General features: G+C 31.8%; 30 protein-coding genes. 14 read left to right on the forward strand and 16 right to left on the reverse strand.

The genetic code is table 11. From position 1 onward, the window contains the following. Window positions 1-65: 65 nt before the first annotated feature. The 4 genes from JJ847_02180 to JJ847_02195 form a co-directional block, all read right to left on the reverse strand. Entirely contained in the window at window positions 66-1133 is a 1068-nt protein-coding gene (locus JJ847_02180) for a rod shape-determining protein (protein MBO6959693.1), read from the reverse strand. Window positions 1134-1614: 481 nt separating this feature from the next. Further along, window positions 1615-2094: a hypothetical protein gene (locus JJ847_02185; protein ID MBO6959694.1), complete on the reverse strand. Its 480-nt coding sequence runs from the start codon at window positions 2092-2094 to the stop codon at window positions 1615-1617. A gap of 211 nt (window positions 2095-2305) precedes the next feature. Next, a complete protein-coding gene (locus tag JJ847_02190) occupies window positions 2306-2902 on the reverse strand; it encodes a hypothetical protein (protein ID MBO6959695.1) in 597 nt (198 codons plus the stop codon). A gap of 385 nt (window positions 2903-3287) precedes the next feature. After that, complete coding sequence (locus JJ847_02195) at window positions 3288-3680, reverse strand: hypothetical protein (protein ID MBO6959696.1); 393 nt, start codon at window positions 3678-3680, stop codon at window positions 3288-3290. 458 nt (window positions 3681-4138) lie between these two features. Between JJ847_02195 and JJ847_02200 the strand changes: the two genes are divergently transcribed. The 3 genes from JJ847_02200 to JJ847_02210 all read left to right on the forward strand — a co-directional run bounded on the left by JJ847_02200 (window position 4139) and on the right by JJ847_02210 (window position 5447). Beyond that, on the forward strand, window positions 4139-4489 hold the full coding sequence (locus JJ847_02200) for a hypothetical protein (GenBank protein MBO6959697.1): 351 nt from the start codon (window positions 4139-4141) through the stop codon (window positions 4487-4489). Continuing rightward, complete coding sequence (locus JJ847_02205; protein ID MBO6959698.1) at window positions 4489-5052, forward strand: hypothetical protein; 564 nt, start codon at window positions 4489-4491, stop codon at window positions 5050-5052. The genes JJ847_02200 and JJ847_02205 overlap by 1 nt, the downstream gene beginning before the upstream one ends. Before the next feature lie 62 nt (window positions 5053-5114). After that, on the forward strand, window positions 5115-5447 hold the full coding sequence (locus tag JJ847_02210) for a DUF1311 domain-containing protein (protein ID MBO6959699.1): 333 nt from the start codon (window positions 5115-5117) through the stop codon (window positions 5445-5447). 142 nt (window positions 5448-5589) lie between these two features. Here the strand turns inward: JJ847_02210 and guaA are convergent, their stop codons facing one another. Both guaA and JJ847_02220 read right to left on the reverse strand, forming a co-directional pair. Further along, window positions 5590-7176, reverse strand: a complete 1587-nt coding sequence (gene guaA / locus JJ847_02215) for a glutamine-hydrolyzing GMP synthase (protein MBO6959700.1) — start codon at window positions 7174-7176, stop codon at window positions 5590-5592. Window positions 7177-7224: 48 nt separating this feature from the next. After that, window positions 7225-8343 carry a cobalt-precorrin-5B (C(1))-methyltransferase gene (locus JJ847_02220; protein MBO6959701.1) on the reverse strand — a complete coding sequence of 373 codons (1119 nt, stop codon included), beginning with the start codon at window positions 8341-8343 and terminating at the stop codon, window positions 7225-7227. Window positions 8344-8430: 87 nt separating this feature from the next. Between JJ847_02220 and JJ847_02225 the strand changes: the two genes are divergently transcribed. After that, on the forward strand, window positions 8431-9567 hold the full coding sequence (locus JJ847_02225; protein ID MBO6959702.1) for an alanine--glyoxylate aminotransferase family protein: 1137 nt from the start codon (window positions 8431-8433) through the stop codon (window positions 9565-9567). A gap of 1 nt (window position 9568) precedes the next feature. On the opposite strand, the gene JJ847_02230 is transcribed toward JJ847_02225, so the two are convergent. After that, the gene (locus JJ847_02230) at window positions 9569-9766 is read right to left on the reverse strand and encodes a hypothetical protein (protein MBO6959703.1); all 198 of its coding nucleotides are present in this window, start codon (window positions 9764-9766) and stop codon (window positions 9569-9571) included. A 131-nt stretch (window positions 9767-9897) separates the two neighbouring features. Between JJ847_02230 and JJ847_02235 the strand changes: the two genes are divergently transcribed. The 3 genes from JJ847_02235 to JJ847_02245 all read left to right on the forward strand — a co-directional run bounded on the left by JJ847_02235 (window position 9898) and on the right by JJ847_02245 (window position 11493). Then, complete coding sequence (locus tag JJ847_02235) at window positions 9898-10410, forward strand: AbrB family transcriptional regulator (GenBank protein ID MBO6959704.1); 513 nt, start codon at window positions 9898-9900, stop codon at window positions 10408-10410. Between the two features lie 56 nt (window positions 10411-10466). Next, a complete protein-coding gene (locus tag JJ847_02240) occupies window positions 10467-10919 on the forward strand; it encodes a secretion system protein (GenBank protein MBO6959705.1) in 453 nt (150 codons plus the stop codon). A 172-nt stretch (window positions 10920-11091) separates the two neighbouring features. Further along, window positions 11092-11493: an HNH endonuclease gene (locus JJ847_02245; protein MBO6959706.1), complete on the forward strand. Its 402-nt coding sequence runs from the start codon at window positions 11092-11094 to the stop codon at window positions 11491-11493. On the opposite strand, the gene JJ847_02250 is transcribed toward JJ847_02245, so the two are convergent. Further along, a complete protein-coding gene (locus JJ847_02250) occupies window positions 11494-11724 on the reverse strand; it encodes a transcription factor TFIID (protein ID MBO6959707.1) in 231 nt (76 codons plus the stop codon). Between the two features lie 31 nt (window positions 11725-11755). On the opposite strand from JJ847_02250, the gene JJ847_02255 reads away from it, so the two are divergent. Beyond that, window positions 11756-12634: a sugar nucleotide-binding protein gene (locus JJ847_02255; GenBank protein MBO6959708.1), complete on the forward strand. Its 879-nt coding sequence runs from the start codon at window positions 11756-11758 to the stop codon at window positions 12632-12634. Window positions 12635-12659: 25 nt separating this feature from the next. Continuing rightward, on the forward strand, window positions 12660-13694 hold the full coding sequence (pdxA, locus tag JJ847_02260) for a 4-hydroxythreonine-4-phosphate dehydrogenase PdxA (protein MBO6959709.1): 1035 nt from the start codon (window positions 12660-12662) through the stop codon (window positions 13692-13694). Here the strand turns inward: pdxA and accB are convergent. Continuing rightward, complete coding sequence (gene accB / locus JJ847_02265) at window positions 13671-14192, reverse strand: acetyl-CoA carboxylase biotin carboxyl carrier protein (GenBank protein ID MBO6959710.1); 522 nt, start codon at window positions 14190-14192, stop codon at window positions 13671-13673. The genes pdxA and accB overlap by 24 nt on opposite strands. After that, entirely contained in the window at window positions 14192-14752 is a 561-nt protein-coding gene (gene efp, locus JJ847_02270; GenBank protein ID MBO6959711.1) for an elongation factor P, read from the reverse strand. Before efp ends, accB begins: the two co-directional genes overlap by 1 nt. Before the next feature lie 43 nt (window positions 14753-14795). Here efp and JJ847_02275 point away from each other — a divergent pair, with 43 nt between their 5' ends. Together JJ847_02275 and thiL are read left to right on the forward strand one after the other, a co-directional pair. Further along, window positions 14796-15887, forward strand: a complete 1092-nt coding sequence (locus JJ847_02275; protein ID MBO6959712.1) for a peptidylprolyl isomerase — start codon at window positions 14796-14798, stop codon at window positions 15885-15887. Then, window positions 15880-16866, forward strand: coding sequence for a thiamine-phosphate kinase (gene thiL / locus JJ847_02280; GenBank protein ID MBO6959713.1), 987 nt, complete (start codon window positions 15880-15882; stop codon window positions 16864-16866). The genes JJ847_02275 and thiL overlap by 8 nt, the downstream gene beginning before the upstream one ends. On the opposite strand, the gene gap is transcribed toward thiL, so the two are convergent. Beyond that, window positions 16867-17889: a type I glyceraldehyde-3-phosphate dehydrogenase gene (gene gap / locus JJ847_02285; GenBank protein MBO6959714.1), complete on the reverse strand. Its 1023-nt coding sequence runs from the start codon at window positions 17887-17889 to the stop codon at window positions 16867-16869. 173 nt (window positions 17890-18062) lie between these two features. Between gap and murC the strand changes: the two genes are divergently transcribed. The 3 genes from murC to JJ847_02300 are packed head-to-tail and all read left to right on the forward strand — an operon-like array spanning window position 18063 to window position 20749. Further along, window positions 18063-19484 (forward strand): UDP-N-acetylmuramate--L-alanine ligase, encoded by a 1422-nt coding sequence (gene murC / locus JJ847_02290; GenBank protein ID MBO6959715.1) that lies wholly within the window; start codon window positions 18063-18065, stop codon window positions 19482-19484. 3 nt (window positions 19485-19487) lie between these two features. Continuing rightward, entirely contained in the window at window positions 19488-20381 is an 894-nt protein-coding gene (gene murB, locus JJ847_02295; protein ID MBO6959716.1) for a UDP-N-acetylmuramate dehydrogenase, read from the forward strand. A gap of 17 nt (window positions 20382-20398) precedes the next feature. Beyond that, window positions 20399-20749: a YbaB/EbfC family nucleoid-associated protein gene (locus JJ847_02300; GenBank protein ID MBO6959717.1), complete on the forward strand. Its 351-nt coding sequence runs from the start codon at window positions 20399-20401 to the stop codon at window positions 20747-20749. Here JJ847_02300 and rsgA read toward each other — a convergent pair. The 5 genes from rsgA to msrB form a co-directional block, all read right to left on the reverse strand. Continuing rightward, entirely contained in the window at window positions 20715-21632 is a 918-nt protein-coding gene (gene rsgA / locus JJ847_02305) for a ribosome small subunit-dependent GTPase A (GenBank protein MBO6959718.1), read from the reverse strand. The genes JJ847_02300 and rsgA overlap by 35 nt on opposite strands. Continuing rightward, window positions 21622-21852: a sulfurtransferase TusA family protein gene (locus JJ847_02310; GenBank protein MBO6959719.1), complete on the reverse strand. Its 231-nt coding sequence runs from the start codon at window positions 21850-21852 to the stop codon at window positions 21622-21624. Before JJ847_02310 ends, rsgA begins: the two co-directional genes overlap by 11 nt. Then, window positions 21852-22976, reverse strand: coding sequence for a molecular chaperone DnaJ (dnaJ, locus tag JJ847_02315; GenBank protein ID MBO6959720.1), 1125 nt, complete (start codon window positions 22974-22976; stop codon window positions 21852-21854). The genes JJ847_02310 and dnaJ overlap by 1 nt, the downstream gene beginning before the upstream one ends. Window positions 22977-23005: 29 nt before the next feature. Then, window positions 23006-23725, reverse strand: a complete 720-nt coding sequence (grpE, locus tag JJ847_02320) for a nucleotide exchange factor GrpE (protein ID MBO6959721.1) — start codon at window positions 23723-23725, stop codon at window positions 23006-23008. A gap of 75 nt (window positions 23726-23800) precedes the next feature. Continuing rightward, a complete protein-coding gene (gene msrB / locus JJ847_02325) occupies window positions 23801-24295 on the reverse strand; it encodes a peptide-methionine (R)-S-oxide reductase MsrB (GenBank protein ID MBO6959722.1) in 495 nt (164 codons plus the stop codon). Window positions 24296-24302 lie beyond the last annotated feature (7 nt).

Raw genomic sequence — 24302 nt, forward strand, 5'->3', positions numbered from 1 at the left:
ATTTTGTCTCAAACTAATTATTCTATTATTAAATCTTTATAACTAAAAGTTAATCTAATTATTATTTAATTTCTAATTGAACTTGTTCCTAAATCAACTGTGTCGACAATTTTTCTAAGTTTTCTAAAATCATCAAGTATTTCTCCACAACCATTGACTACGCATAATAAAGGTTCGTCTGCTATGTGCGTAAAAATGCCGGTCTCTTGAGTAATTAAATCATTAATTCCTCTTATTAAAGCTCCTCCTCCTGCCAGCATAATACCTCTTTCAACGATATCTGCAGCCAATTCAGGGGGGGTTCTCTCTAAAGTTCTTTTAATAGCTTCAACAATTTTGTTAAGTGGATCTGCCATTGCTTCTCTAACTTCTTCAGCAGTTAAAGTTATAGATCTTGGCAACCCAGAGGATAAATGCAAACCACGAACTTCAAAAGTTGTATTATCAAAATTATTATCAGGGAAAGCAGAGCCTATTTTAATTTTGATCTTTTCTGAAGTTCTCTCACCCACAGCCATACTATGCTTCTTTTTAAGGTAGCTGGTAATTGATTCATTTATTTCATCACCCGCTATTCGGAGAGACTCACTGACAACAGTTCCACCAAGACTTAATACTGCAACTTCTGTAGTACCTCCACCAATATCAACAATCATTGTTCCAACCGGTTCAGTTACAGGTAAGGAAGCACCAATTGCGGCAGCTACAGGTTCATCAATTAGATAAACCTCTCTAGCCCCAGCTAATCCAGCCTCTCTGACTGCTCGTCGTTCAACGCTGGTAATTCCACTTGGAATGCCAATAACTATTCTTGGAGCTAAAATCCCTTTACCTTCATTGCACTTTTGAATAAATGTTTGTATCATTTTTTCTGCAGCATCAAAATCAGCAATAACTCCATCCCTCAAAGGTCTAACTGCTTTTATGTTGCCGGGAGTTCTTCCTAACATTAGTTTTGCTTCTTCACCAACTGCCAAGGGAACTCCTTCTTCTAGATCCATCGCAACCACTGAAGGCTCTTCAAGAATCACTCCCTTACCAGAGACATGAATGAGTGTATTAGCAGTCCCTAAATCTATACCTATATCTTTAGAAAATTGAAACTTATTCCAAAACTTTTTTAAAAAATTCACTTACTAAAAAAAAACTTCAACTAATAGTATCATAACCGTACACACATGCGATATAACTTTAATTTTCAAGATAAAGAGATTAAAAATTATATTCTTTATAGAAAGAATACTTTTATTCTAAAAAAAGCAAAATAAAATCGATTAAATCCTTTCTTTATACATTTCTCTTGAGAGAGCGGAACGGTGCTATGTAAAACTAAAAGAAAACCACAGAAGATTTTTTCGCCCAAAAAGACTGCTATAACTTAACCACTATTTTGCATATATCTCACTGAAAACCGATTAATTTAAGCTATGACTGAGTCCCTATAATCTATTTATTCCCACTCAATAGAACTACTTGACTTTGAACATTGTAACCTTTTGGTACCATTGACTTCTTCAAAAGGGTAATTCTCGTGACAAACTCGTGACAAACCGAAAAATTCCATTCTTTATATTTTTCTTTGTAATTATTATGAACTAATTGTAGAGAAACAATTTAGTCAGAAACTATACAAGTTCCCATTGTAGGCATACTTTCTTTACTCCCTTCAGTAATTGATAAATATCTTTCATACAGAGTCCCTTTTTGCTTATCTAATATGGTAATAAAAACATCAGGATAATCATAAGTTTCTGCTAAAACAATAAATTTACTTGTTTCTTTTAATATTGAAAATTTGAATTTTCCATTTTTAGAAGTCTGCACAAAATAATTTCCAATTCTTTGATATTTTCCTAATTCAACCTCTCCTGGTCTACCCAAAGCAGAAAGTTCTGAAGAGCAAATATACTCTTCACTCTTTACATTTCCAGTAAAAAAAATAATTGAAGCAAATGATAATAATGCTCCAATAAAAGCAGTTCGTCTTTTCATATCAAAAATACTTTTAATTAATATACCAACTGTAGAGAAAATGAACTTTTTGCTATTTCTCTTAAGAGATGAGCAATTAGGTCTATGACAAATCCGTGACAAACCGCAAGAATCAGGATATAAGTAAACTTTTACGCTATAACTTATTCCTACTCAATAGTTCCAAGTGTTTTTGATGTTTCAAAAGCATTGGTATGAATGACTTAAGTGATAGCACCATTATCACGTCAACCCCACGTAAAACCGATTACTTCCATTATGTATACTTTGCGTTATGAGTATATGAACTAATTTTAAAGAATACTTTTTATTTTCAACATTGATTTTCATACCACTTTTGTGAATCTTGATCTCCAAATTTAGATGCTTGTCTCCAATCTAAACAAGCATCTTTTAAATCCCCTATTTTCTCTTTAGCAATTCCACGATTCCTATAAGCAAGTCCATCCTTACTATCTAATTTTATTGCCTTATTACAATCAGAAATTGCTCCATAATTATCTCCCAAATTAGTTTTTGCTCCACATAAATTAGTGAATGCTGTTTGCTTGTCAACGTAAATAGAATTATCTAAAGTATTTATTGCTATTCCTTTTTCACAATCTTCAACTGCTCCTTGATTAATCTGAAGGTTTAATTTTGCCCCGCATCTTGCAATATAAGCATTAGCGAAATCTGAATCTATTTCTATTGCCTTATTAAAATTAGAAACAGCACCATAAAAATCACCGTTATTAAAATCTTTCCTTCCGAGTTTATAGTAACTTCTTGCAGTGTCTGCATTTACTTTTTGAGAACTAAGAATAGTTATTCCTGAAGTGGATAAAAATATTCCTGTCTTAATTAATAATGGTTGCCCTAATGGAATTAAAGATAATATTGCACCAATAAAAGCGGTTCGTTTTTTCATATCAAAATTTACTTTTAATCAATATACCAACTGTAGAGAAAACAGACTTTATAAGATTTCTCTTTAGAATCGATCAATTAGGTCAAAGTAAAACCCACGTAAAACTGCACTAGAGTTTATCGCTCAAGGGCAAAACTATGACTTAACCATTATTTTGCATATATCTAACGTAAAGCCGATAATTTTAAGTTATAACTGGGTTCTTAAAATCCGTTTATTCCCACTCAATAGAACCATCGTAAAAGACCCCTCAACTTCTATTGGTATGATTGACATGTGTAAAATCATAAGTTTCGCAACAAACCAGCAACAAAGTTAAACCAATAATTCTTTATACTTTTGAACGATATTTATTTAAGTATGTAGAAAGTCAATAATAAAAAATCTACTTTTGAAAGCATGTTCCGTAATGAAGAGAAAAAGAATACCCACGATTATCTTGCATATGATTTGCGGTAGAAATTTTCATTGAATTTAAATCTAGTGTCATAGTTGTTGAAGCAAGACCACCATTTAATGTTTCCATTTCCTCTTTCCTAAAAGCAACTATCTTATTATTTTTATCATTCATAATATTAAAATAATAAATTAGATCATAATTTTTCCCTTCAAAAAAAAGGGTCTCTCTTTTAACTACTATCTTATTTATTTGATTAACTTCCAAATCCCAATTCATATTTTTAATATTTTCCCAAACCTCTCCTTCCCATCTTTGAATATGTGTTTTAACATCACAGTTTAATTTAATAGTTTGAGCATTTAATTTTTCAGAAAACATAAAAAGAAAAAGTGGATTTATTAAAAAACTTATCGGTATTAAAAATTTACAAAAATATTTTCTGAATTGAATAGACAAAACCTTAAGAACAAAAATTACTCTTAAAAGAAATTTAATAATAATTGATTTCTACATGAAGAGAAAAAAATATTTTGCAATAAACTTGCAACAAATATAAGTATTAATATCTTAGTTATATTCAAATTTTATCTTTAAAGATTTAGTAAAACAAACTCCCAACAAACCGCAAGAATGGCGATATGACTACACTTTAACCCTATGGTTTATTCCCACTCAATAATACCTCCAAAAAGGTGAATAAAAAGGACAGTTATATCAAGGGGTTTGAGCTAATTATAACACAAATTTTTCTACGGGAAACCCTCGGGAAACCTATAGTTTGAGGCGCAATATTTGTCATATTGACAGGATAATTAAAATTAATATAAAAAATCATTTTGAAAAAACTATTTCTTCTATTATTAATATTTGGTTTTAATACCCCTGCTAATACAGAACAATATAAAAGGCACAAATATACCTGCCCAGAATCGCAAGGTGAATGTACTGAAGGCGAAAGAGCAGCAATTAAATTAGTTAATAACAACTATTGGAAAATGCTTACAAAAAGGATTGAACGTAATACTCATTACAAATATCCTTGGTATTGGATTTATAAAAGGGGAGAATGCAAATATGCAGTCGGAGCAAAAGAGGATATGTCTACTCATACAGTCACTATGGAATGGATAGATGTTGATATTTGCGAGAAGACCACTAAGTTAATAGATCTTAGTCGTCGTAGGTAATGAAACTCTTACTCCTTTTGCCACTTTTATTAGGTTTTATTCCTTCAGTTAAAGCAGATTCATTTTGCACTCTCATAAGTGAATCAGAACCAAATGTCTCGCTTAAAATGCATAAACCATATGGAGGTTGGGGTGTTGGAACTTTAAGTTATAAAAATGACCCAGAATATCTCTTAAAAATTGGAATCTCAAATGGTTATGGAGGTCAATATTATCACTTGAAAAATTATTTACCCAATTCAATATCTTATGATCCGAAACTTAAATATCACTACCTAAAACATGAAAAACTAGAAACAATAGGTTATGGACCCTTCGTTAATTTTGTTGGAAACCAGTTAGCAAGATCAACCCCGGAAGCACATAGAAAATCAGGAAAACTTAAAGCATTTATGCCAAATTTAGCGTCTCTTTATTACTATTCTCTCTCAGGTAATACAAAAAAAGGAGAATATGGGAGATTTAATCTTTCAACAAAGATGGAATCAATCTTGAATGCATCGGAAGGATTTTTTATTGACTCTGGTGGATGTAGAAAATATTTTGCTTATGGATGGGATTAGTGAATAAATTTAGTTTATTGTCCTTGTTTTTTTTAACTTTCTTATCTCCAATAAAATCCGAAATGCAGGAAAATAAAGAATATTCGAAGTATTCTTTTTATTCACAATGTTTAGACAAATCAGAACTAAAAATGAATAACGGATTAGTTATTGGATGTTCTTTGCAAGCACAAGAAAAACTTGATGCTCTCATCAAAATAAGAATCAATTCAAAAGGAAAATGTTATGGGATATATGCATCTCATGCTTGCACATTAAAAAAAAGTCAAGAGGCATTTGAGAAATATGTTAATGCTACATGTAAAGAAAATAGATATGGTGGGCATTACGAATATTGCGAAATGATGCTCAAAAAAGATAGGTTAAAATGGTTAGATAAGACCTTAGGCACTTAATAAAGCATATTTTGAAAGATTTTGGCAACCTTTAATGAATTTTTGCTTCCTTAGATCCATTGGAAATAGGTTTATAAAATTTCCACGGGAAAGCCAGGGAAACCATGTTTTTGAATCTATAACTGGGTTTATACCCTACGCTTCACTCCCACTCAATAGTTCCAGGAGGCTTGCTTGTAATATCATAAACAACTCTATTCACTGAATTTACTTCATTAACGATTCTATTTGAAATTCTCTCTAAAATTTGAAAAGGTATTTTTGACCAGTCTGCAGTCATCCCATCTTCACTAGATACGCAACGTAAAACTATTGGCCAAGCATATGTTCTTTTATCCCCCATAACTCCTACAGTTTTTACGGGTAATAATACTGCAAAAGCCTGCCATATATCATCATAAAGACCTGACTTCTTAATTTCATCTCTAACTATCCAATCTGCATCTCTCAAACATTCAAGTTTTTCGTTGGTAACCTCTCCCAGAATTCTTATAGCCAACCCTGGTCCTGGGAAAGGATGTCTTTTTATGATTTGATCAGGCAAACCCAAAGCAGTACCTAATTTTCTGACTTCATCCTTAAAAAGCGTTCTCAATGGCTCGACTAATTTAAATTGTAAATCTTTGGGTAATCCGCCCACATTATGATGACTCTTTATTTTTACAGCTATTCTCTCACCTGTATTTGGATCAATATTAGTACCAGCACTTTCGATAACATCGGGATATAGAGTACCTTGTGCAAGGTACTGAAAAGGGCCTAGTCTATTACTTTCTTCTTCAAATACTCTAATAAATTCTTCACCAATAATTTTCCTTTTTTGTTCTGGATCAGTAATCCCCTTTAATTTTGCAATAAACCTTTCCCTTGCATTGATATATTCAACCTTAATATGAAATTTCTTATCAAAAAAATCCATTAAAAATTCAGGTTCACCTTTTCTCATAAAACCTTGATCTATAAACATACAAGTCAGATTATTTCCAATCGCTTTATTGAGAAGAAAAGCAAGAGTTGAAGAGTCAACTCCTCCTGACAATGCGAGTAAAACTTTCTTATTGCAAACTTGCTCTCTTATGGTCGGAATAGTTTCCTCTAAAAAAGTCTCAGTTGTCCAATCCGCTGAACAACTAGATATTTTGTAAACGAAATTTTTAATTACTGCCATTCCATACTCTGAATGAATGACTTCAGGATGAAATTGAACACCATATAATTTCCTTCTATCATTTGCAATTGCCGCATGAATTGTGTTCTCAGTATGCGCAATTTTATTAAATCCATCAGGCAAAGAATTTATTGAATCGCCATGACTCATCCACATTATGGATTTATCCATTACATCAGAGAGAAGGTCGCATTCTAAATCTATATTTAATGGTGCTCTGCCGTACTCAGCTTTTTTATTTGCAGAAATTACAGTTCCTCCAAGTTCTTTGACCATTAATTGCATTCCATAGCATATACCAAAAATAGGAATGCCTAAATCAAAAATTTTTTCATCACACTTGGGAGCATTTTGTTCATAAACAGAATTCGGTCCCCCACTTAAAATGATCCCTTGTGGATTAATATTATTAATATCTTGGATTGAAATACGATTACTAACAACAAGAGAATAAACATTAATTTCTCTAATTCTTCTAGCAATCAACTCAGAATATTGAGATCCGAAATCTAAAATTAATATTGAGGGATCTCTTTCTTTTTTTAAAGATTTTTGACTCATGTATAAAAGTTAGCTCAATTTATTTGCAAAAGCATAATCAATAAAAAATTAATCGTATCGAAATTTTGAAATATAGTCCTTACCATTAACTCCGGACCACCTTATTTTTCTTTTTCTATCAAAAATAATTGCGGCAATTTTCATATCGGTTTTTGTATATCTCTTAACATATTCCAAAGAACGACTTTCAATGGTATTTGATAAATTTTTAAATAATCTATCAGCTACTGATTTATTAAAACCTTCGAGAAATAGTAAAGCATCCTCAAGTGTATTTGATTTAGATAGATTGACTATTACTTCAAATGGAATTTTTTCTTTCACTGCTAAATAAACAAGAATCTCTATCCTCCCATCAGCCAAATGATTATGAGTATGAAAAATTCCTCCTGCTAATTTAATTAATTTTCCATGATAACCAAAAAGGATAACAGTTCTGAAATTTTTTACTGCAGCATCAACTAGTAATGGTCCTATCCAGTTACCAACTTTTATAATTGGCAATTTAACATTAGACATTTTGGCCAAATTAAAACCATTTTCCCCGATAACAAAAACAACTTGTCCATTAAAATCATTTTTAATTAAATTTGCTAGCTCATTTTTAGCTTTTTCTAATTGATCAGGTGAAGCACTTGAATAAGTTTCAGCAGATGTACCAATAATTGATAATCCATCAACGATACCAAATGACTTATTACTAGTTCTTTCAGCCAAGAACTCTCCATTTGGAAAAATGATTTCTAAATTCAAATTAAAACCTGCTGGAATTGTATCCATTAAATTTTCATTTAAAACCTCTTTTGCAAAATCAGAAATACATATTTCTGACGTCTTCTCATTAACACCGACACCAGATCCAGCAATAATATTTATTTTATTTGTATTAACAAAGCTTTTTAATGAAGTTTTTTCTAAAGAAACTATTGTCCAAATTTCTAAATTTTGAGTAATATCAAGATCTAATCCAGAGTTAGCAAAAGAAATTCCTAATACATGAGACTTTTCTTTAAGAAAGCCAACAGAATGTACCTCTATTTTTATTTGTTTTTTTTCATTAGGAATTTTAATTAGTTCATAATTCTCAAATGAAAATCCTACCAATTTTTTTAAAGCAGCTTTAGAAGCGCCAGCAACCCACAAAGGTAAAGAAAATCCTTTTTTCAAATCAAGTAATTGAAAAATATTTAATGACAACTAATCTAAGAATGACCTATTTAATAAAAAGTGGCCATACAACAAAAATTATCATTGATGATTCCAGGACCCACACCAGTTCCAGAAAAAGTTTTACAAGCATTAAGTAAGCATCCCATTGGCCATCGAAGTAAAGAGTTTCAAGAGCTTGTAGAAAGCACTACAAGAAATTTACAATGGCTCCATCAAACTAAAAATGACGTATTAACAATTACTGGTAGTGGAACTGCCGCAATGGAAGCAGGAATAATAAATACGTTAAGTAAAGGAGATAAGGTAATTTGTGGAGAAAATGGAAAATTTGGTGAAAGATGGGTAAAAGTTGCTACTGAATATGGATTAGATGTAATAAAGATTACTTCTGAATGGGGTAATCCCCTTAACCCTGAGGAATTCAAAAAAGTATTAAGAGAAGATATCCAAAAGGAAATAAAGGCTGTTATTTTAACTCATTCTGAAACTTCAACAGGTGTAATTAATGATCTAAAAACTATTAGCTCATATATTCATGAACACAAAGAAGCATTATCTATCGTTGACTGCGTAACAAGTCTCGGGGCCTGTAATGTTCCAATAGATGAATGGAAATTAGATATCGTTGCTTCAGGATCACAAAAGGGATATATGATTCCTCCAGGCCTTAGTTTTGTAGCAGTAAGCCAAAAAGCATGGAACGCTGCAGAAAAAGCAAACTTACCAAAATTCTATTTAAATTTAAAATCCTACAAAAAAAGTCTTTTAAATAACAGTAATCCATTCACTCCCGCAGTAAATTTAGTTTTTGCTTTAGATGAAGCTCTAAAAATGATGAAAGAAGAAGGTTTAGACAATATTTTTCTTAGACACAGTAAACATAAACTAGCAATAAGCAAGGCTGTAAAAGCTTTAAATCTAAAATTATTTGCTGATGAAAAATATTTAAGTCCTTCAATTACTGCTATAGAAACTGGAGAACTGGATGCTGAAGTATTTAGAAAAATAATAAAAAACAAATACGATATTTTACTTGCTGGCGGTCAAGATCACCTGAAAGGGAAAATATTTAGAGTTGGGCACTTAGGATATGTAAACGATAGAGATATAATTACTGTCATTTCTGCGATTAGTAATACACTTCTTGAATTAGGTAAAATAACAGCTGAGGAAGTTGGTGCAGCATTAGTAACTGTATCTAAACATCTTGAATCAAATTAAGTTAAGTACCTGGCTCTTCTACATTTCCTCCTAATTCAACAATCTTTTTTCTAAGAATGATTGATCTTTTTTCATCTCCTTTAGTTTGAGCAATTGCGAGAGCAAATTCTAATTTTTCAAGCTGGTGACCACCCTCAAAAAAAGATAGTTTTTTCTTTATGCGGCTTTTATTAGCTGTGTATGAAATTTGTGAAGACATAAAATTCATGCTTTAAGTATTATTATGCCAATAAAAGGGGACATTACGAGAGGAAAACAAAATATAGTTAGACCATAAACCCAAGAAAAATAAATTTCTTCTAATATTATGTCCAAACATCCCTAAAATTTATGCCAAACATAAATCTAATTTATTACCTAATTGCTGGTGGAATTTTTGGCGCTTTAGCTCTAAAAACGGGCATCCCTGCCGCTCCTCTTGCGGGGGCTTTAATTGGCGCGAGTATAGTCAGTATTAGTGGCAAAGTTGATGTAGCAAATTGGCCAGTTGGCACTAGAACAATATTGGAAATCGGAATTGGGACCGTTATTGGTACATCATTAACTAAAGATTCTTTATTAGATCTTCAAAGCTTATGGAAACCTGCAATATTAATAACTTTTACTTTAGTTACTACGGGATTAGCAATTGGATTATGGACAAGTCGATTACTAAATATAGATGTTATAACAACAATTCTAGGAGCTGCACCAGGAGGTATTAGTGGAATGAGTCTTGCTGGATCAGAATATGGAGTGGGAGCTGCAGTCGCAACTCTTCACGCAGTAAGATTAATTACTGTGCTTTTAATTATTCCTTTAGTCGTGAAATGCTTAAATCTATTTGGAATAATTAAATCTTAAATTTCTATAGACATATTTCCAATAAAAGATATTTTTAAATAGATGAAATAAATCTAATGCAAAGATTTAAACAACAAAAAATAATATTATTAACTTTGGGAATATTTACTCCTCTAGCTTTTACGACATCAAAAGTAAATGCAAGCTCATTCGGTGCAGAAATTTTTTGTACCATGCGAGAGGGTGGAAATGATCATGAAAGCAGTTGGGAAGCAGCATATTCATATATAAAAAAACAAAAAGGAGGAATTTTTAAAGTCTCACCTAAGCAAGCCGCATCTCAAATTACTGAGACAGTTATAAGAGAAAGTGAAAAATTTAGATATTGCATTGAATACTTAGATAATCTTCATCCAAATAGAAAATTAATAAGAGATTTAGAAAAAGAAAAAGAAAGAAAAGAGAAAGAATTACAAGATAGAGAAACCAAAAGAAAAAAATTAGAAAAAGAATTAGAAGAAACTAATGAGGAATTTTCTGAAGAAACTATTGATAGATATAGTTACTAGAAAAGAACTTTAAACAAGAAATCAAATTTTTAAATAAAATATTAAATAAATTATATTTTGTATCTTTCAACACCAAAATATATTTTTATACACAATTTTCGAAATAATTATGAAAAATTAATATTGACTTTTGATATTTTCAAGCCATTATTTATTTAATTAAAAAGTCTGAATGCATATTAATGATGCTGTGTTTTTAGAGGATTTATGTCCGAAATTCAGATTAAGACAATGGCGAAAGTCAATTCATAGATTTACAGGAAAAAGTTGTATATATTGCGGTAAACCGTCTGAATCCATTGACCATGTCTTACCACAGAGTCAGGGTGGCTTAAGTACAACAGAAAATTGTGTACCTGCATGTCTTGCATGTAATGGAGATAAATCAGATGAGAATGCTTTGTATTGGTATAGAAGGCAAAAATTTTACGATCCTAGAAGAGCAATGGCAATCAGAGCTTGGCTAGATGGAGATTTAAGACTAGCAATAAGGCTATTACAATGGGCGAATCCTAATTTTAAAGTTAATAAAAACAATAGCGAAAAAGATGAACCAAAATTTAAAGTAGCCTAATTACCAAACATTACACATTTTTATAGAGTTATAACTCTGACATATATTCTCTAAATCTTTTGGAGATTCAGTGAATATTAAAATTGCAGACAATGAAATGAGAACAACAAATAATTTTTGATAGAATTTATAACCTACAGAAGTTAATTCTTTTTCTCCAAGAAAAGAATAACTTTTACTAATGCAAAAAGTTTTTGATTTCAAATCAGACTTAACAACTAAACTCATCATTAATAATACATATGTACTATATTAATACCTTATGAATAATCTCGCAAGTTTCTCAAATAAAAAAATTAAATTTTTAATCTTCGGATGTGGTTATACTGGTAGCTTCTTTGCAAAAACCATCAGAAAACTTGGTTATACCGCATTAACAAGTACAAGATCTGAGAAGATAGATCCATCTAGTTTTATTTTTGATAGTGAAAAAAATATAATCCCAAACGAAAACATTTTTGATGGTGTGACACATATTCTAAGTTGCATACCTCCTGATAAAAATGGGGAAGATCCAGTATTAAAATGTCTAAAAAGTAAGCTAGAAAGTTTATCACTTAAATGGATTGGATATTTATCGACCACAGGAGTGTATGGAAATACTAGGGGTGATTGGGTATCTGAGATAGACCAACCTAATCCTTCTCAAAAAAGAAGTCAAAAAAGATTAAATTGCGAACAAGAATGGATTAAATCGGCTTTACCCGTGCAAATTTTTAGGTTGCCTGGTATTTATGGACCAGGAAGATCCACTTTTGAAGCGATCAAAAATAAAAAAATTCGAGTTATCGTCAAAAAAGATCAAGTATTTTCGAGAATTCATGTTGCTGATATTACAAATGCAATCATCTATCTTTTAAAGAATAAAGATTCTTTAAATTTTCACCAAATCATCAATATTGCAGACGATGAACCCTGTTCTCAAATAGAAGTAACTCAATATTGCTATGATTTACTTGATTTAAAAATGCCAGAACCGAAATTTTTTGAGGATACAAAAAACGAGTTATCTCAAATAGCTCAATCTTTTTGGATGGAGAATAGAAGAGTTTCTAACAAATTATTATGCAAAACACTTGGATACAAACTAATTTATAAAAACTACAAATTAGGTCTAAAAGATTGTTTATTGAATATTTAAAAAACAATAAATTAAAAATCTGATTATGACCTTTCAAAATTCAAACAATAGATTAAAAGTTGTAATAACTCTAGGCGATGAATCTGGTGTAGGACCAGAAATCATTTTAAAAGCGTTATTTTCTAAAGAAATACCTGATAATGTTGACTATATATTAGTTGGTTCAAAAAGAAATCTACAAAATACATACGTAAACCTTAGATCATTAGGTTTAAAAAACATTGCAAATCCAAATAATTTACAAATTTACGATCTCGAAATCTCTTCATCTAATGATGTGTCTAAATCAAGTTATGGAAATTCAAGTTTCAAATACCTAACGAAAGCAATTGAAATTGTACAACAATATCCCAATTCAGCGCTAGTAACTGCCCCAATTTGCAAGAAATCATGGTCATTAGCAGGTCATAATTTCTCTGGCCAGACGGAGGTACTAGCAAAATTATGCGGAATAAAAAAAGTTGGAATGCTATTCACAGCTAAATCACCAATTACAGGTTGGAGATTTAATACTTTACTTGCCACAACTCACATAGCTCTTCGCGATGTGCCAAAGGTATTAACTGTAGAATTAATTCATTCTAAATTAGATCTTTTGAGAGATTATTGTGGTACTTATATTGAACAACCCACTTTAAAGGTCGCTGGTTTAAATCCTCATGCTGGCGAAGAAGGTATTTTAGGTAATGAAGAAAAAGATTGGCTAAATGATGCATTGATTACTTGGAATGAAAAAAATAGAAATATTAAATTACTAGGTCCCGTATCACCTGATAGTTGTTGGAATTCTTCTGCAAAAGCTTGGAGACAAAAAGATGTTGAAACTCATAATGGCATTCTTGCTATGTATCATGATCAAGGTTTAATACCAATGAAAGTTATTGCTCTTAATTACTCAGTCAATACTACAATAGGTTTACCTTTTATAAGAACATCTCCAGATCATGGAACAGCGTTTGATATTGCTGGCAAAGGTAAATCTCAATGTCAAAGTATGATTGAGGCAATAAAAACTGCAGTTGAATTTACCAAAAATTCAAGACTGTTTAACTCGCATTAGTACTTGACCAAATTCAACCGGCGTTCCATTTTCAACAAGAATTTCTACTATCTCAGCATTAAATTCAGATTCAATTTCGTTCATCAATTTCATTGCTTCCAAAATACAGATAGTTTGACCAACCTTAATAATATTTCCAATTTCTACGAATGGCTCCTCTCCGGGCGCTGCTGCCCTATAAAAAGTCCCAACCATAGGAGATGTAATTTCAATAAGATCTGAGCGCCCAGGAGGGGGTATCTGAGCAGAATCCGGCTCATTAGCAATTGGAGTGTTAGTAATTGGAGCATTATCACTTATAGATTTTTGATTCGCATTTGTTTGCTTATCAAATAAATTATTGGAAACTAAATTATGAGTGGATTGACTCTGATCAAACAAGTTTCGCTTTATTTCAAGTTTAAAGTCTTCTCCTTCTAGGGAGAATTCTTGAATATCGCTTTTTGAGATTTTCTCTATTAAACGATTTAAGTCTTCATGATCTAATTTCATGGCCATTAATTTTCACGTCCAAGATAACTATCGTTACGAGTATCAACCTTAATCATTTCTCCAACAGAGATGAATAAAGGAACCATAACTTGAGCACCTGTCTCTAGAATAGCTGGTTTAGTGCCCCCACTAGCAGTATCGCCTTTAACACCAGGATCAGTTTCTGTAACTTTTAAGGTAATTGATATAGGAAGTTCAACTTCTAAAACCTTGCCATTGTGAAAAATAACATTAACCTCCATCCCCTCTTTCAAGTACTTTGAGCCTTTACCAATTTGTTCAGCAGAAAGTCTTGTTTCTTCAAAACTTGTCATATCCATAAAAACATAATCTCCTGACTCCACATAAGTGTGTTGCAGGTTAGACTTCTCTAGGATAGCCTGCTGTACCGATTCTCCGGCTCGAAAAGTTTTTTCAACAACGTTGCCGCTTTGAACTGATTTTAATTTTGTTCGCACGAAAGCAGAACCCTTACCAGGCTTGACATGTAGAAACTCTACAACACGCCAAACTTGTCCATCCAATTCAATGGTGGTACCTGTGCGAAAATCGTTACTGGAAATCATTCCTGTATTACATCCCCAAGGATCATAAACCTGCAAGAGTGCTATGCAAAAATTCTTATCAAATCAGAACAAACTTTTCTTAATTCTATCAATCACTATTTTTCAGGTTTTTCTCTTTCAACCAGTTGAAGTTCTAGCTGATTTGCCTACTGGAAATGCCGTAAAAGACCCGAATGCAATCCTTCGAAACGCACTCCCCATAAAGCAATTTGAGTTACAAGAAATACAACATAAATTGGAAGACACAAGTGACCTTGTAAGGGGAGGAAGATGGCCCGCCCTAACAAAAACTGTTACAAAATGTCAATCTTTACTAAAAAAATACCAAAATCAAATTATTCAAGAATTACCAAACGATAAAAAGAAAATTGCTGAAAAAACGTTTTTAGAGCTCAAAGAAAATTTTGATACACTCCAAGATCTTTCTAAATCAAAAGATAAGTACTTATTTGTTTCGACTAGAAAAGAGGCTTTAGATAAAATAGGTGGTTTAGAAGAATTTTTTCTTCCAAAGGAATTTCCTTACGATATTCCGGACGAATTTGATAATTTACCAAGATTATTAGGTAGAGCAAAAGTAAATATAAAGACCTCCAAAGGAGACATGAAAGCTTTAATAGATGGATTTAACGCTCCACTTACAGCAGGAGCATTTGTAGATTTATCTTCAAAAAATTTCTATAAAGATTTACCTATTAATAGAGCAGAAGAATTTTTTGTTTTACAAACAGGTGATCCAATTGGCGAAGCAATTGGTTATGTCGATCCCGAAACGAATGAAGAACGTCATGTTCCTCTTGAAATAAGAATTCCTGATGAAAAGGATACTTTTTATAATCAAACTTTTGAAGACTTGGGTTTTTACACTGAGACACCAACATTACCTTTCGCTACACTTGGAACTCTTGGATGGTCCCACTCAAATACAGCAGTTGATGATGGTTCATCTCAATTTTTCTTCTTTTTATATGAAGCAGAACTCAATCCAGCAGGTCGTAATTTAATTGATGGAAGAAATGCTGCATTTGGATATGTTGTAGAAGGTTTTGATGTATTAGAAGAACTAACCAAAGACGACACAATTATCTCAATTGATGTTTTAGAAGGAATTGAAAACCTAAAATTAAATGCGTAAAGAATTATTAGAAGATATTGGAGAAAAAGAATTAATAAATAGGCTTGGAAAATTTATGCCTAAAAATCAAGCTTCTGATGATTGCGCTTTAATCAAAACTAAAAATGAAAAATTACTTGTTAATACTGATTCTTTGGTAGAAAATGTTCATTTCAATGACATCACTATTTGCCCTCAAGATCTTGGTTGGAAAGCGGTTGTCAGTAATATCTCTGACTTATTATCCAGTGGTAGCAAAAAAACCATAGGAATTATGATAAGTCTTACTTTACCCGCTAAAACTGAGTGGGTTTGGGTCGAAGAATTATATAAAGGAATAAAAAAAGCTTTAAAAGTATATGGTGGAATAATACTTGGAGGTGATTGCTCAAAAGGAAATCAAAAGATTATATCAATTACAGCACTTGGCATTCAGGGAGAACTTAAATTACGAAGAAATGCATGTAGCCCAGGTGAAATCATCCTAACCACAGGTGTTCATGGTCTTAGCAAACTAGGCTTTTTAATGCAAAATAAAAATAACTTCGATAATGATGTTGTTCTCAATAAAAGGTTAATCAAACAGTCCATTGAACATTTCTGTCGCCCTAAAGTTTACCCACATTTCCTAACAAATCTCCTTAAAACTCGCTCAAATAAAAAAATAACGAGAATAGGTTGTACTGATAGCAGTGATGGACTATTTCAAGCAATTCAAGATTTAACAATTGCAAGCAACTGTAAAGCAATAATGAACTATGAAAAAATACCAAAGGATAAAGATTGGCCAAAAGGAGATGAATGGGATGAGTATTATTTTTTTGGAGGTGAAGACTACGAATTAGTTTTTTCATTGCCTAAAAAATGGGCAAAGAAATTATCCAACCTCGACAGAAATATTACCGAAATTGGGTTTTTTGTCGAAGGAAAACCTTCAATAGAATTTAGTAATAATACAAAAAATAAATTATTGAACAATACACCTTTCAAACACTTTTAATTACTCCCAATTTTCAGCAACAATCTCTGCTAAATCTACCACTCTCTGACTATACCCCCACTCGTTGTCGTACCATGCAAGTACCTTAACAAGGTTGTCTCCGATACACATAGTAAGATCACTATCTACGATTGATGATTCATTAGTCCCAGCATAATCGCTGGACACTAATGGTTCATCACCGTACTTAATAATTCCCTTCATTGAACCTAAGGAAGCTTCTTTGAGAGCATTATTAACTTCCTCGCTTGTGACATTTTTAGAAGACTCAAAAACAAAATCCACCGCTGAAACGTTAGGTGTAGGAACTCTCATTGCAATACCTGTAAGTTTACCTTTCATTCCTGGATAGACGAGTGCTACAGCTTTAGCAGCACCTGTAGAAGTGGGAACTATATTTGTGGCAGCTGCTCTAGCCCTTCTTAAATCTCTATGACTATTATCTAGAATTCTCTGATCACCAGTATAACTATGAATTGTAGTCATCAATCCTTTGTTGATTCCAAAAGTTTGATCTAAAACTTTAACTACAGGGGCTAAGCAGTTTGTAGTACAACTAGCATTACTCAAGATATCATAATCTTTGTGGTTGTATGTATCAGCATTAACTCCAACTACATAAGTACCAACCCCAGCACCTTTACCTGGTGCCGTTAAGATAACTTTTTTTGCTCCTACCTCTAAGTGCTTGCTTGCCCCAACATCTGTATTAAAAACTCCAGTTGATTCAATAACTAAGTCTACCCCCCAATCCTTCCAGGGAAGATTCATTGGATTTCTGTCAGAGAAACACTTTATCGTTTTGTTATTAATTACAAAAGTATCATCAGTATATTTAATATCAACACCATCCAGCTGACCAAGAACTGAATCGTATTTTAATAAATGAGCATTAGTCTTTGGATCTGAGGTTACATTAATACCAACTACTTCGATATTGGTGTAAGCACCTCTACTAAGCCAACAACGCATAAAGTTTCGACCAATTCTGCCAAACCCGTTAATTGCAACACGCAAAGTCATAACTAATAATTTCTAAATGATTAACCTAAGTTGCTGATCATACTGAATTTTGTGCAATAAAGTAAGGTTTTTTTAATTTATTAAGCAAATAAGTCTAGTTTTGTATTAATTCCCAAAGAAAAAATACCAAAATTTTACTTTAAAGTTATTTTAATTTAAGTAAAAGATAAACATTGAATAAAAAGCTAATACCTAAAAATCATTTTCATTTTATTGGAGTGGGAGGTATTGGAATGTCAGCAATTGCAATGGGTTTACTAAAAAAAGGTTATTCAATTTCGGGATCTGATTTAGTTAAAAACAATGAAACTAAAAAGCTAGAAAAACTTGGTGCAATCATCTTTAATTCTCAAATTAGACAAAATATTGAATTTGTAACTTCAAAATTTAACAACAAATTGATTAATTTTGTTGTAAGCACAGCTATCAAGCCAGACAATGATGAATTGAGATACTGTAGAGAAAAAAATTTACCAGTAAAACATCGCTCAGAGATTCTTGCACTGTTAATGCAGTCTTATACTTCATTAGCGGTAGCAGGTAGCCATGGCAAAACATCAACAAGTACATTTCTTTCCACGCTGCTTGAATTATGTACGCATAATTCTTCTTCTATAACTGGGGGGATAATTCCTATTTACAATTCTAATTGTCATTTGGAAAATACAAAATTCTTAGTTGCTGAAGTTGATGAGTCTGATGGAACAATAAATAAATACAAATCTGATATTGGAATAATCAACAACATTGATTTTGATCATTGCGATCATTTCTCTGATTTAGAGGAAGTTTTATCCACTTTTAAAGAATTTGCTTCTAATTCTAATAAATTATTAATTAATTATGATTGTGCTATCACGCGGAAAAATTTTTATTCTGAATACAAATGGTCAAACACTACACCAATCAACGTTGCTTATGCCTTAATCCCAACTGAAGTAAATAAAAATCAAACAATTGGAAAATATTATGAAAATGAAAATTTCATAGGTAGTATAAATATTCCAATTCCAGGATTACACAATTTATCTAATGTCACTGCTGCAATAGCAGCTTCAAGGATGATAGGTGTAGATTTTTTAAAAATTAAAAAAAATATAAAATACCTTAAACTTCCAAAAAAAAGATTTGAATTCAGAGGTCAAATAGATGAAAGACTTTTATTTGATGATTATGCACATCACCCTAATGAAATAAAAGAGACGATTAAATTAGCAAGATTATTTGTTAGGCAAACAAATAAAAATGAATTTCATAAAAGTAGATTAATAGCTATATTTCAACCTCATAGATACTCTCGAGTAAAGCAATTTAGCAAAGAATTCGCTGAAGAATTATCAAAAGCAGATGTTATTTTTGTGACTAGTATTTATGGAGCAGGAGAAGAAAACGTAGAAAAAATTACTTCAAAAATTATTACTGATCTGGTTTATAAAAAAAACAAAAATGTAAGTTATATAAATAATTATCATGAAATTATAAAGCATTTTCAAGAATTAACTAAAAAAGGGGATTTAATTTTGAATATGGGAGCTGGTGATTGTCATAATTTCTGGTCAATTTTAAATGAAAAAAAAATTAAAAAGCTTAACTAATTTATGAATAAAATGATTTTTTCTGAGAACTGTAATCTAAGTAGTTATACAACTATCAGAGTGGGCGGAGTGGCTGAATATTTTGCTGAGCCAAAAAATTTAGACGAATTTTTAAATCTAATAAAGTGGGCTAATTTAAACAAACAAAGATGCCAAATAATCGGTGCAGGTTCAAATCTTTTAATCAATAATATTTTTATAAAAGGTTTAGTTATATGTACAAAAAAAATGAAGTCATTAAGAATAGACCCTTATTCAGGGATTGTTGAAGCTGAAACAGGTGTAATGCTTCCAAAATTATCTAATTCTCTCGCCAAAAATGGATTACAAGGAGGTGAATGGGCTGTCGGAATTCCAGGAACATTAGGGGGAGCAATTTATATGAATGCTGGAATCGGTAATATATCACTAGCAAAAAATCTCATATCGGTAAAAGTCATAAACAATAAAACTAAAGAAAAACTTGAAATTCAAAAAAAAGATATCAAGTTTGAATATAGATTTAGCTCTTTTCAAAAAAATGATTTAACAATTATTAGTGCAAAACTATTGTTTGAGCCTAATGGCAATATCGAACAATTAATTCAAACAACCAAAAATAACCTTAAATTAAAAACAGAAACACAGCCATATCATGAACCAAGTTTTGGCAGTGTTTTTAAAAATCCTGAAAATAATTATGCAGCAAAATTGATTGATGATTTGGGCTTAAAGGGATATAAAATTGGCGGTGCAGAAATTTCTACTATGCATTCAAACTTCATAATTAATAATTCCTCAGCAAGTCCAAAAGATATTTATAAACTAATAACTGTAATTCAACAAAAAGTACTACAAAAAAAAGGGATTTATCTACAACCTGAAGTAAGAATGATTGGTTTTGACTATCCTAATTAAAGAAACTTTTTTACAAAATGGCGGGTTTTGGACTTCCTAACTTTGGACAACTTACAGAAGCTTTTAAAAAAGCTAAACAAATTCAGCAAGATGCTCAAAAATTACAAGATGAACTTGAAAATATGGAGATTGAGGGAAAAAGTGATGATGAAATGATAAAAGTCTGGATAAGCGGCAACCAAATTCCTTTAAAGGTAGAAGTGCAAGGCAATATCATAAATTCAGATAAAGCAAAAATAGAGCAGAACATTTTACAAGCTATGCAAAAAGCCCATGAATTATCAACCTCAACTATGAAAGAAAGGATGAATGATTTGACTGGCGGATTAAATCTTAATCTTCCTGGTTTTGATAATAGTGATTCTTAGAAGACTCGATCATCTCTTTATAAAAAAGATATCTTTCGAAGGATTTATTTAAATTACAGCCTTCGTCATTGATGTGTAAGCAGTTACGAAATTTACACTTAATTCCTTCATCGATTACTTGTTTATATATTTCTGAATAAAGATTTGGTAACAAGCTAATATCAACCTCAAGAGGTTGCATATTAAAACCAGGGGTGTCCACGATATAACTTTGATTTGATAAGGAAAATAACTCTACATTTCGAGTAGTGTTTTTACCTCTCTTTATTTTGTTGGAAACTGGTGCAGTACTATTTTGAAGACCTGGAATAATCATATTCAGCAAAGTAGTTTTACCAACACCAGAAGGACCCATAAAAATTGAACACTTATTTTGCTTTAACTCAGCTAATAAATTTTTAAAGCAATCAGATTTCTGGAAATTTAGAGTTATTGCTTGATAACCCCATGTCCGAAATTTATCAAGTAAAAATTTTCTTCTCTTAGCTGAAATTAAATCACACTTTGTCAAAACTAAAGAAACTTCAACTCCCATCGATTCTGCTGATATCAAAAATCTATTAACTTGAGACAAATTTAACTCTGGCTCTTCAACGGAAAAAGTAATGTATATGTTAGAAATGTTTGCAACGGATGGTCTAGATAATAAATTTTTTCTTTTTTTTAAACTTCTTATTACTGCGCGTTTGCTATTTAAATCAATATTTTCAATTACTACTTCGTCTCCAACAAAAATCAATTGATCTTTAAAATTTATGGACTTTCTTACCTTACATAAAAATTTCTCACTATTTTCAAAATTTTCTTGATTTATTAAGTCAACTAAATAAAAGTCACTAAATTTTTTCGTAACTAAACCTAAGTTTTCACAATTATTTTTCATTCAATATTTTTATTTTTATAAATTGTTCATTTCCTTTGATTTGTTTAAACAAACATCCCATCTCTCTTAAATTGGTTAATACCATTTCTTCTGGTTCACCTTTATCTAGTTCAACTATAAGTTGTTCATTTTTGGATAACTTCTCTAAAGCCAATTTAATTTTGACTACATTTAAAGGACATGGAACAGATTTAAGATCCAAACGCTTTAAAGTGGTCATTAGGATTCTTTACCAAATAATTTACTAAAAAGTCCAGTACTAGAATTGATATTTTTATCCGAGTATTGAGAAGCTAAACCCTCTAAAAGCTTTCGTTCTTCGTCATTTATACGAGTTGGTAATTTTACTTTTACGAGAACTTCATGATTTCCTCTCGCTACTGGATTACCAAGTCTAGGTACACCCTTATTCTCAAGTGAAAGAGTAGTATTCGGTTGAGTACCACTTGGAATTTTTAAATTAACATTTCCATCAACTGTAGTAATTTCAACAGTGTCACCTAAAATAGCCTGTAAATAACTCACAGCTATTTCTGAGTAAATAGTTATTCCATCTCTTTTAAGTTTTGAATCATCCTTAACCTTAATAAAAACATAAAGATCTCCAGGTGGACCCCCTTTTAAACCAACATTTCCCTCTCCGGAAACTCTTAATTTAGTACCAGTATCAACTCCAGCAGGGATATTAATTCTTAGTTTTTTTCTGACTTGCTTTACTCCGTTACCGCCACAACTTAAACATGGATCCGCAATTATCTGACCAGCTCCATTACATGAAGGGCATTCTGCTACTTGTGTGAAATTACCAAAAGGTGTTCTAGTAGCTCTTCTAACTTGTCCACTACCTCCACATGTTGAGCAAGTTTTTGGACCGGTTCCTGGTTTGGCACCTGTCCCCTTACAGACTTCACATGTCTCAAGGTGAGGAATTTTAATTTCTCTTTGTTGTCCAAATATTGCATCTTTAAAATCAACATTAAGGTCATACCTTAAATCATCTCCTTGTTGAGGGCCTCTTCTTTGAGTTCTTCCTCCCTGTGGATTTTGTCCACCAAAGCCATTAAAAAAGGTTTCAAATAAATCTGCAAATCCCCCCATATCACCCATATCAGGCATTCCAGCCGCACCTCCTAAGCCTGCCTCTCCAAACTGATCATATCTAGCTCTCTTTTCAGGATCAGCTAATGCTTCATAAGCCCTACCAATTTCTTTAAATTTGTCTTCAGCACCTGGTTCTTTATTTACATCAGGATGATATTGCCTTGCTAATTTTCTATAAGCCCTTTTTAAGGTATCCGCATCAGCATCTCTTGAAACTCCTAGTATCTGGTAAAAATCAGCCATCAGATAATACTCAAGTAAAAATTTGGAATTTATACATCTTCAGAAGTATTCTCCTCTGAATGAATATCCTCTTCAACTGTATCCTTTTCTTCTTCCTGTTGTGAATTTTGTTTACCAGGTCCCATAGAAACTTTAACCAAAGCATGTCTCAAAACCTTACCTTCCAGGTGATATCCTCGTTGCAGTTCTTCTACAATAAAATCTTCATTAAACTCTTCACTGGGCTCTCTTAAGACAGCTTCATGTAAATTAGGATCAAATTGCTGACCAACAACTCTCATTGGTGCAACTCCTTGTTGTTTTAAAACCTCTACTAATTGTTTATATAATCCTTGATAACTTCTATGAAGAGCTTGAGCTTCTTCACTTTCTGGTTTAAGTTGTTGTCTTGCTCTTTCAAAATTATCAACAATAGGAAGTATGGCCGTTAGAGTTTTAGATACAAGTTGAATTTTTAAATCATCCTGATCTCTAGACTGCCTTTTTCTAAAATTATCAAAATCAGCTGAAATTCTTACATATTGATTTTTTAATGTTTCATGCTCCTTTTCTAACTGTTCTAACCTTGCATCATTATTAGAAATAGTATTTTTTAATTCTTCAGTATTTATTTCTTCTGTTTTTTGAGGAGATGATTCATCATTTTTATTTACTAGATCTTCTGTTGATGATGCATCTTCAGAACAATTTTCCTGTTCAGAAATATCATTATCTTTATTATCAATATTGTCTGATTGATTTTCAATCATTTTTTTAGAAATTTAATAAGACTATTTTCCATTAAAATGATGCACAAAACAAGTTGCGGAAGCCCGCACAAAAATTTAAGAAGGAACAAACCTTAATGCTAAACCGTTATTACAGTATCTTTTACCTGTAGGAGCTGGGCCATCATTAAAAACATGGCCTTGATGACCCCCACATCTAGAACAATGATATTCAGTTCTTGGAACAATTAACTTGAAGTCAACCTTTGTTTCAATCGAACCTTGAATCGAGTCCCAAAAGCTTGGCCAACCTGTGCCACTATCGTACTTTTTATCTGAAAGGAAAAGCGGTAAATCACAACCAGCACAGTGAAAAATCCCACTTCTTTTCTCGTTATTTAATTGACTGCTGAAAGCTCTTTCAGTTCCTTCCTCCCTCAAAATATAATAGGATTCTGGGCTAAGCCTAGTTTTCCATTCATTATTAGATAAATTCCACTCCTCTTTTGAAGCAAGTGAAGAGGCTAATACTTTCATTGGCTTAAAAATTTTTTTTAAAATTGACATAGTAGGAATTAAAATAAAAGTTCTTCTAGATAGCAATTGATTCATATACTTA

This window comes from Prochlorococcus marinus CUG1438, assembly GCA_017644325.1.
In the GTDB taxonomy this organism is placed as follows: domain Bacteria; phylum Cyanobacteriota; class Cyanobacteriia; order PCC-6307; family Cyanobiaceae; genus Prochlorococcus_A; species Prochlorococcus_A marinus_AA.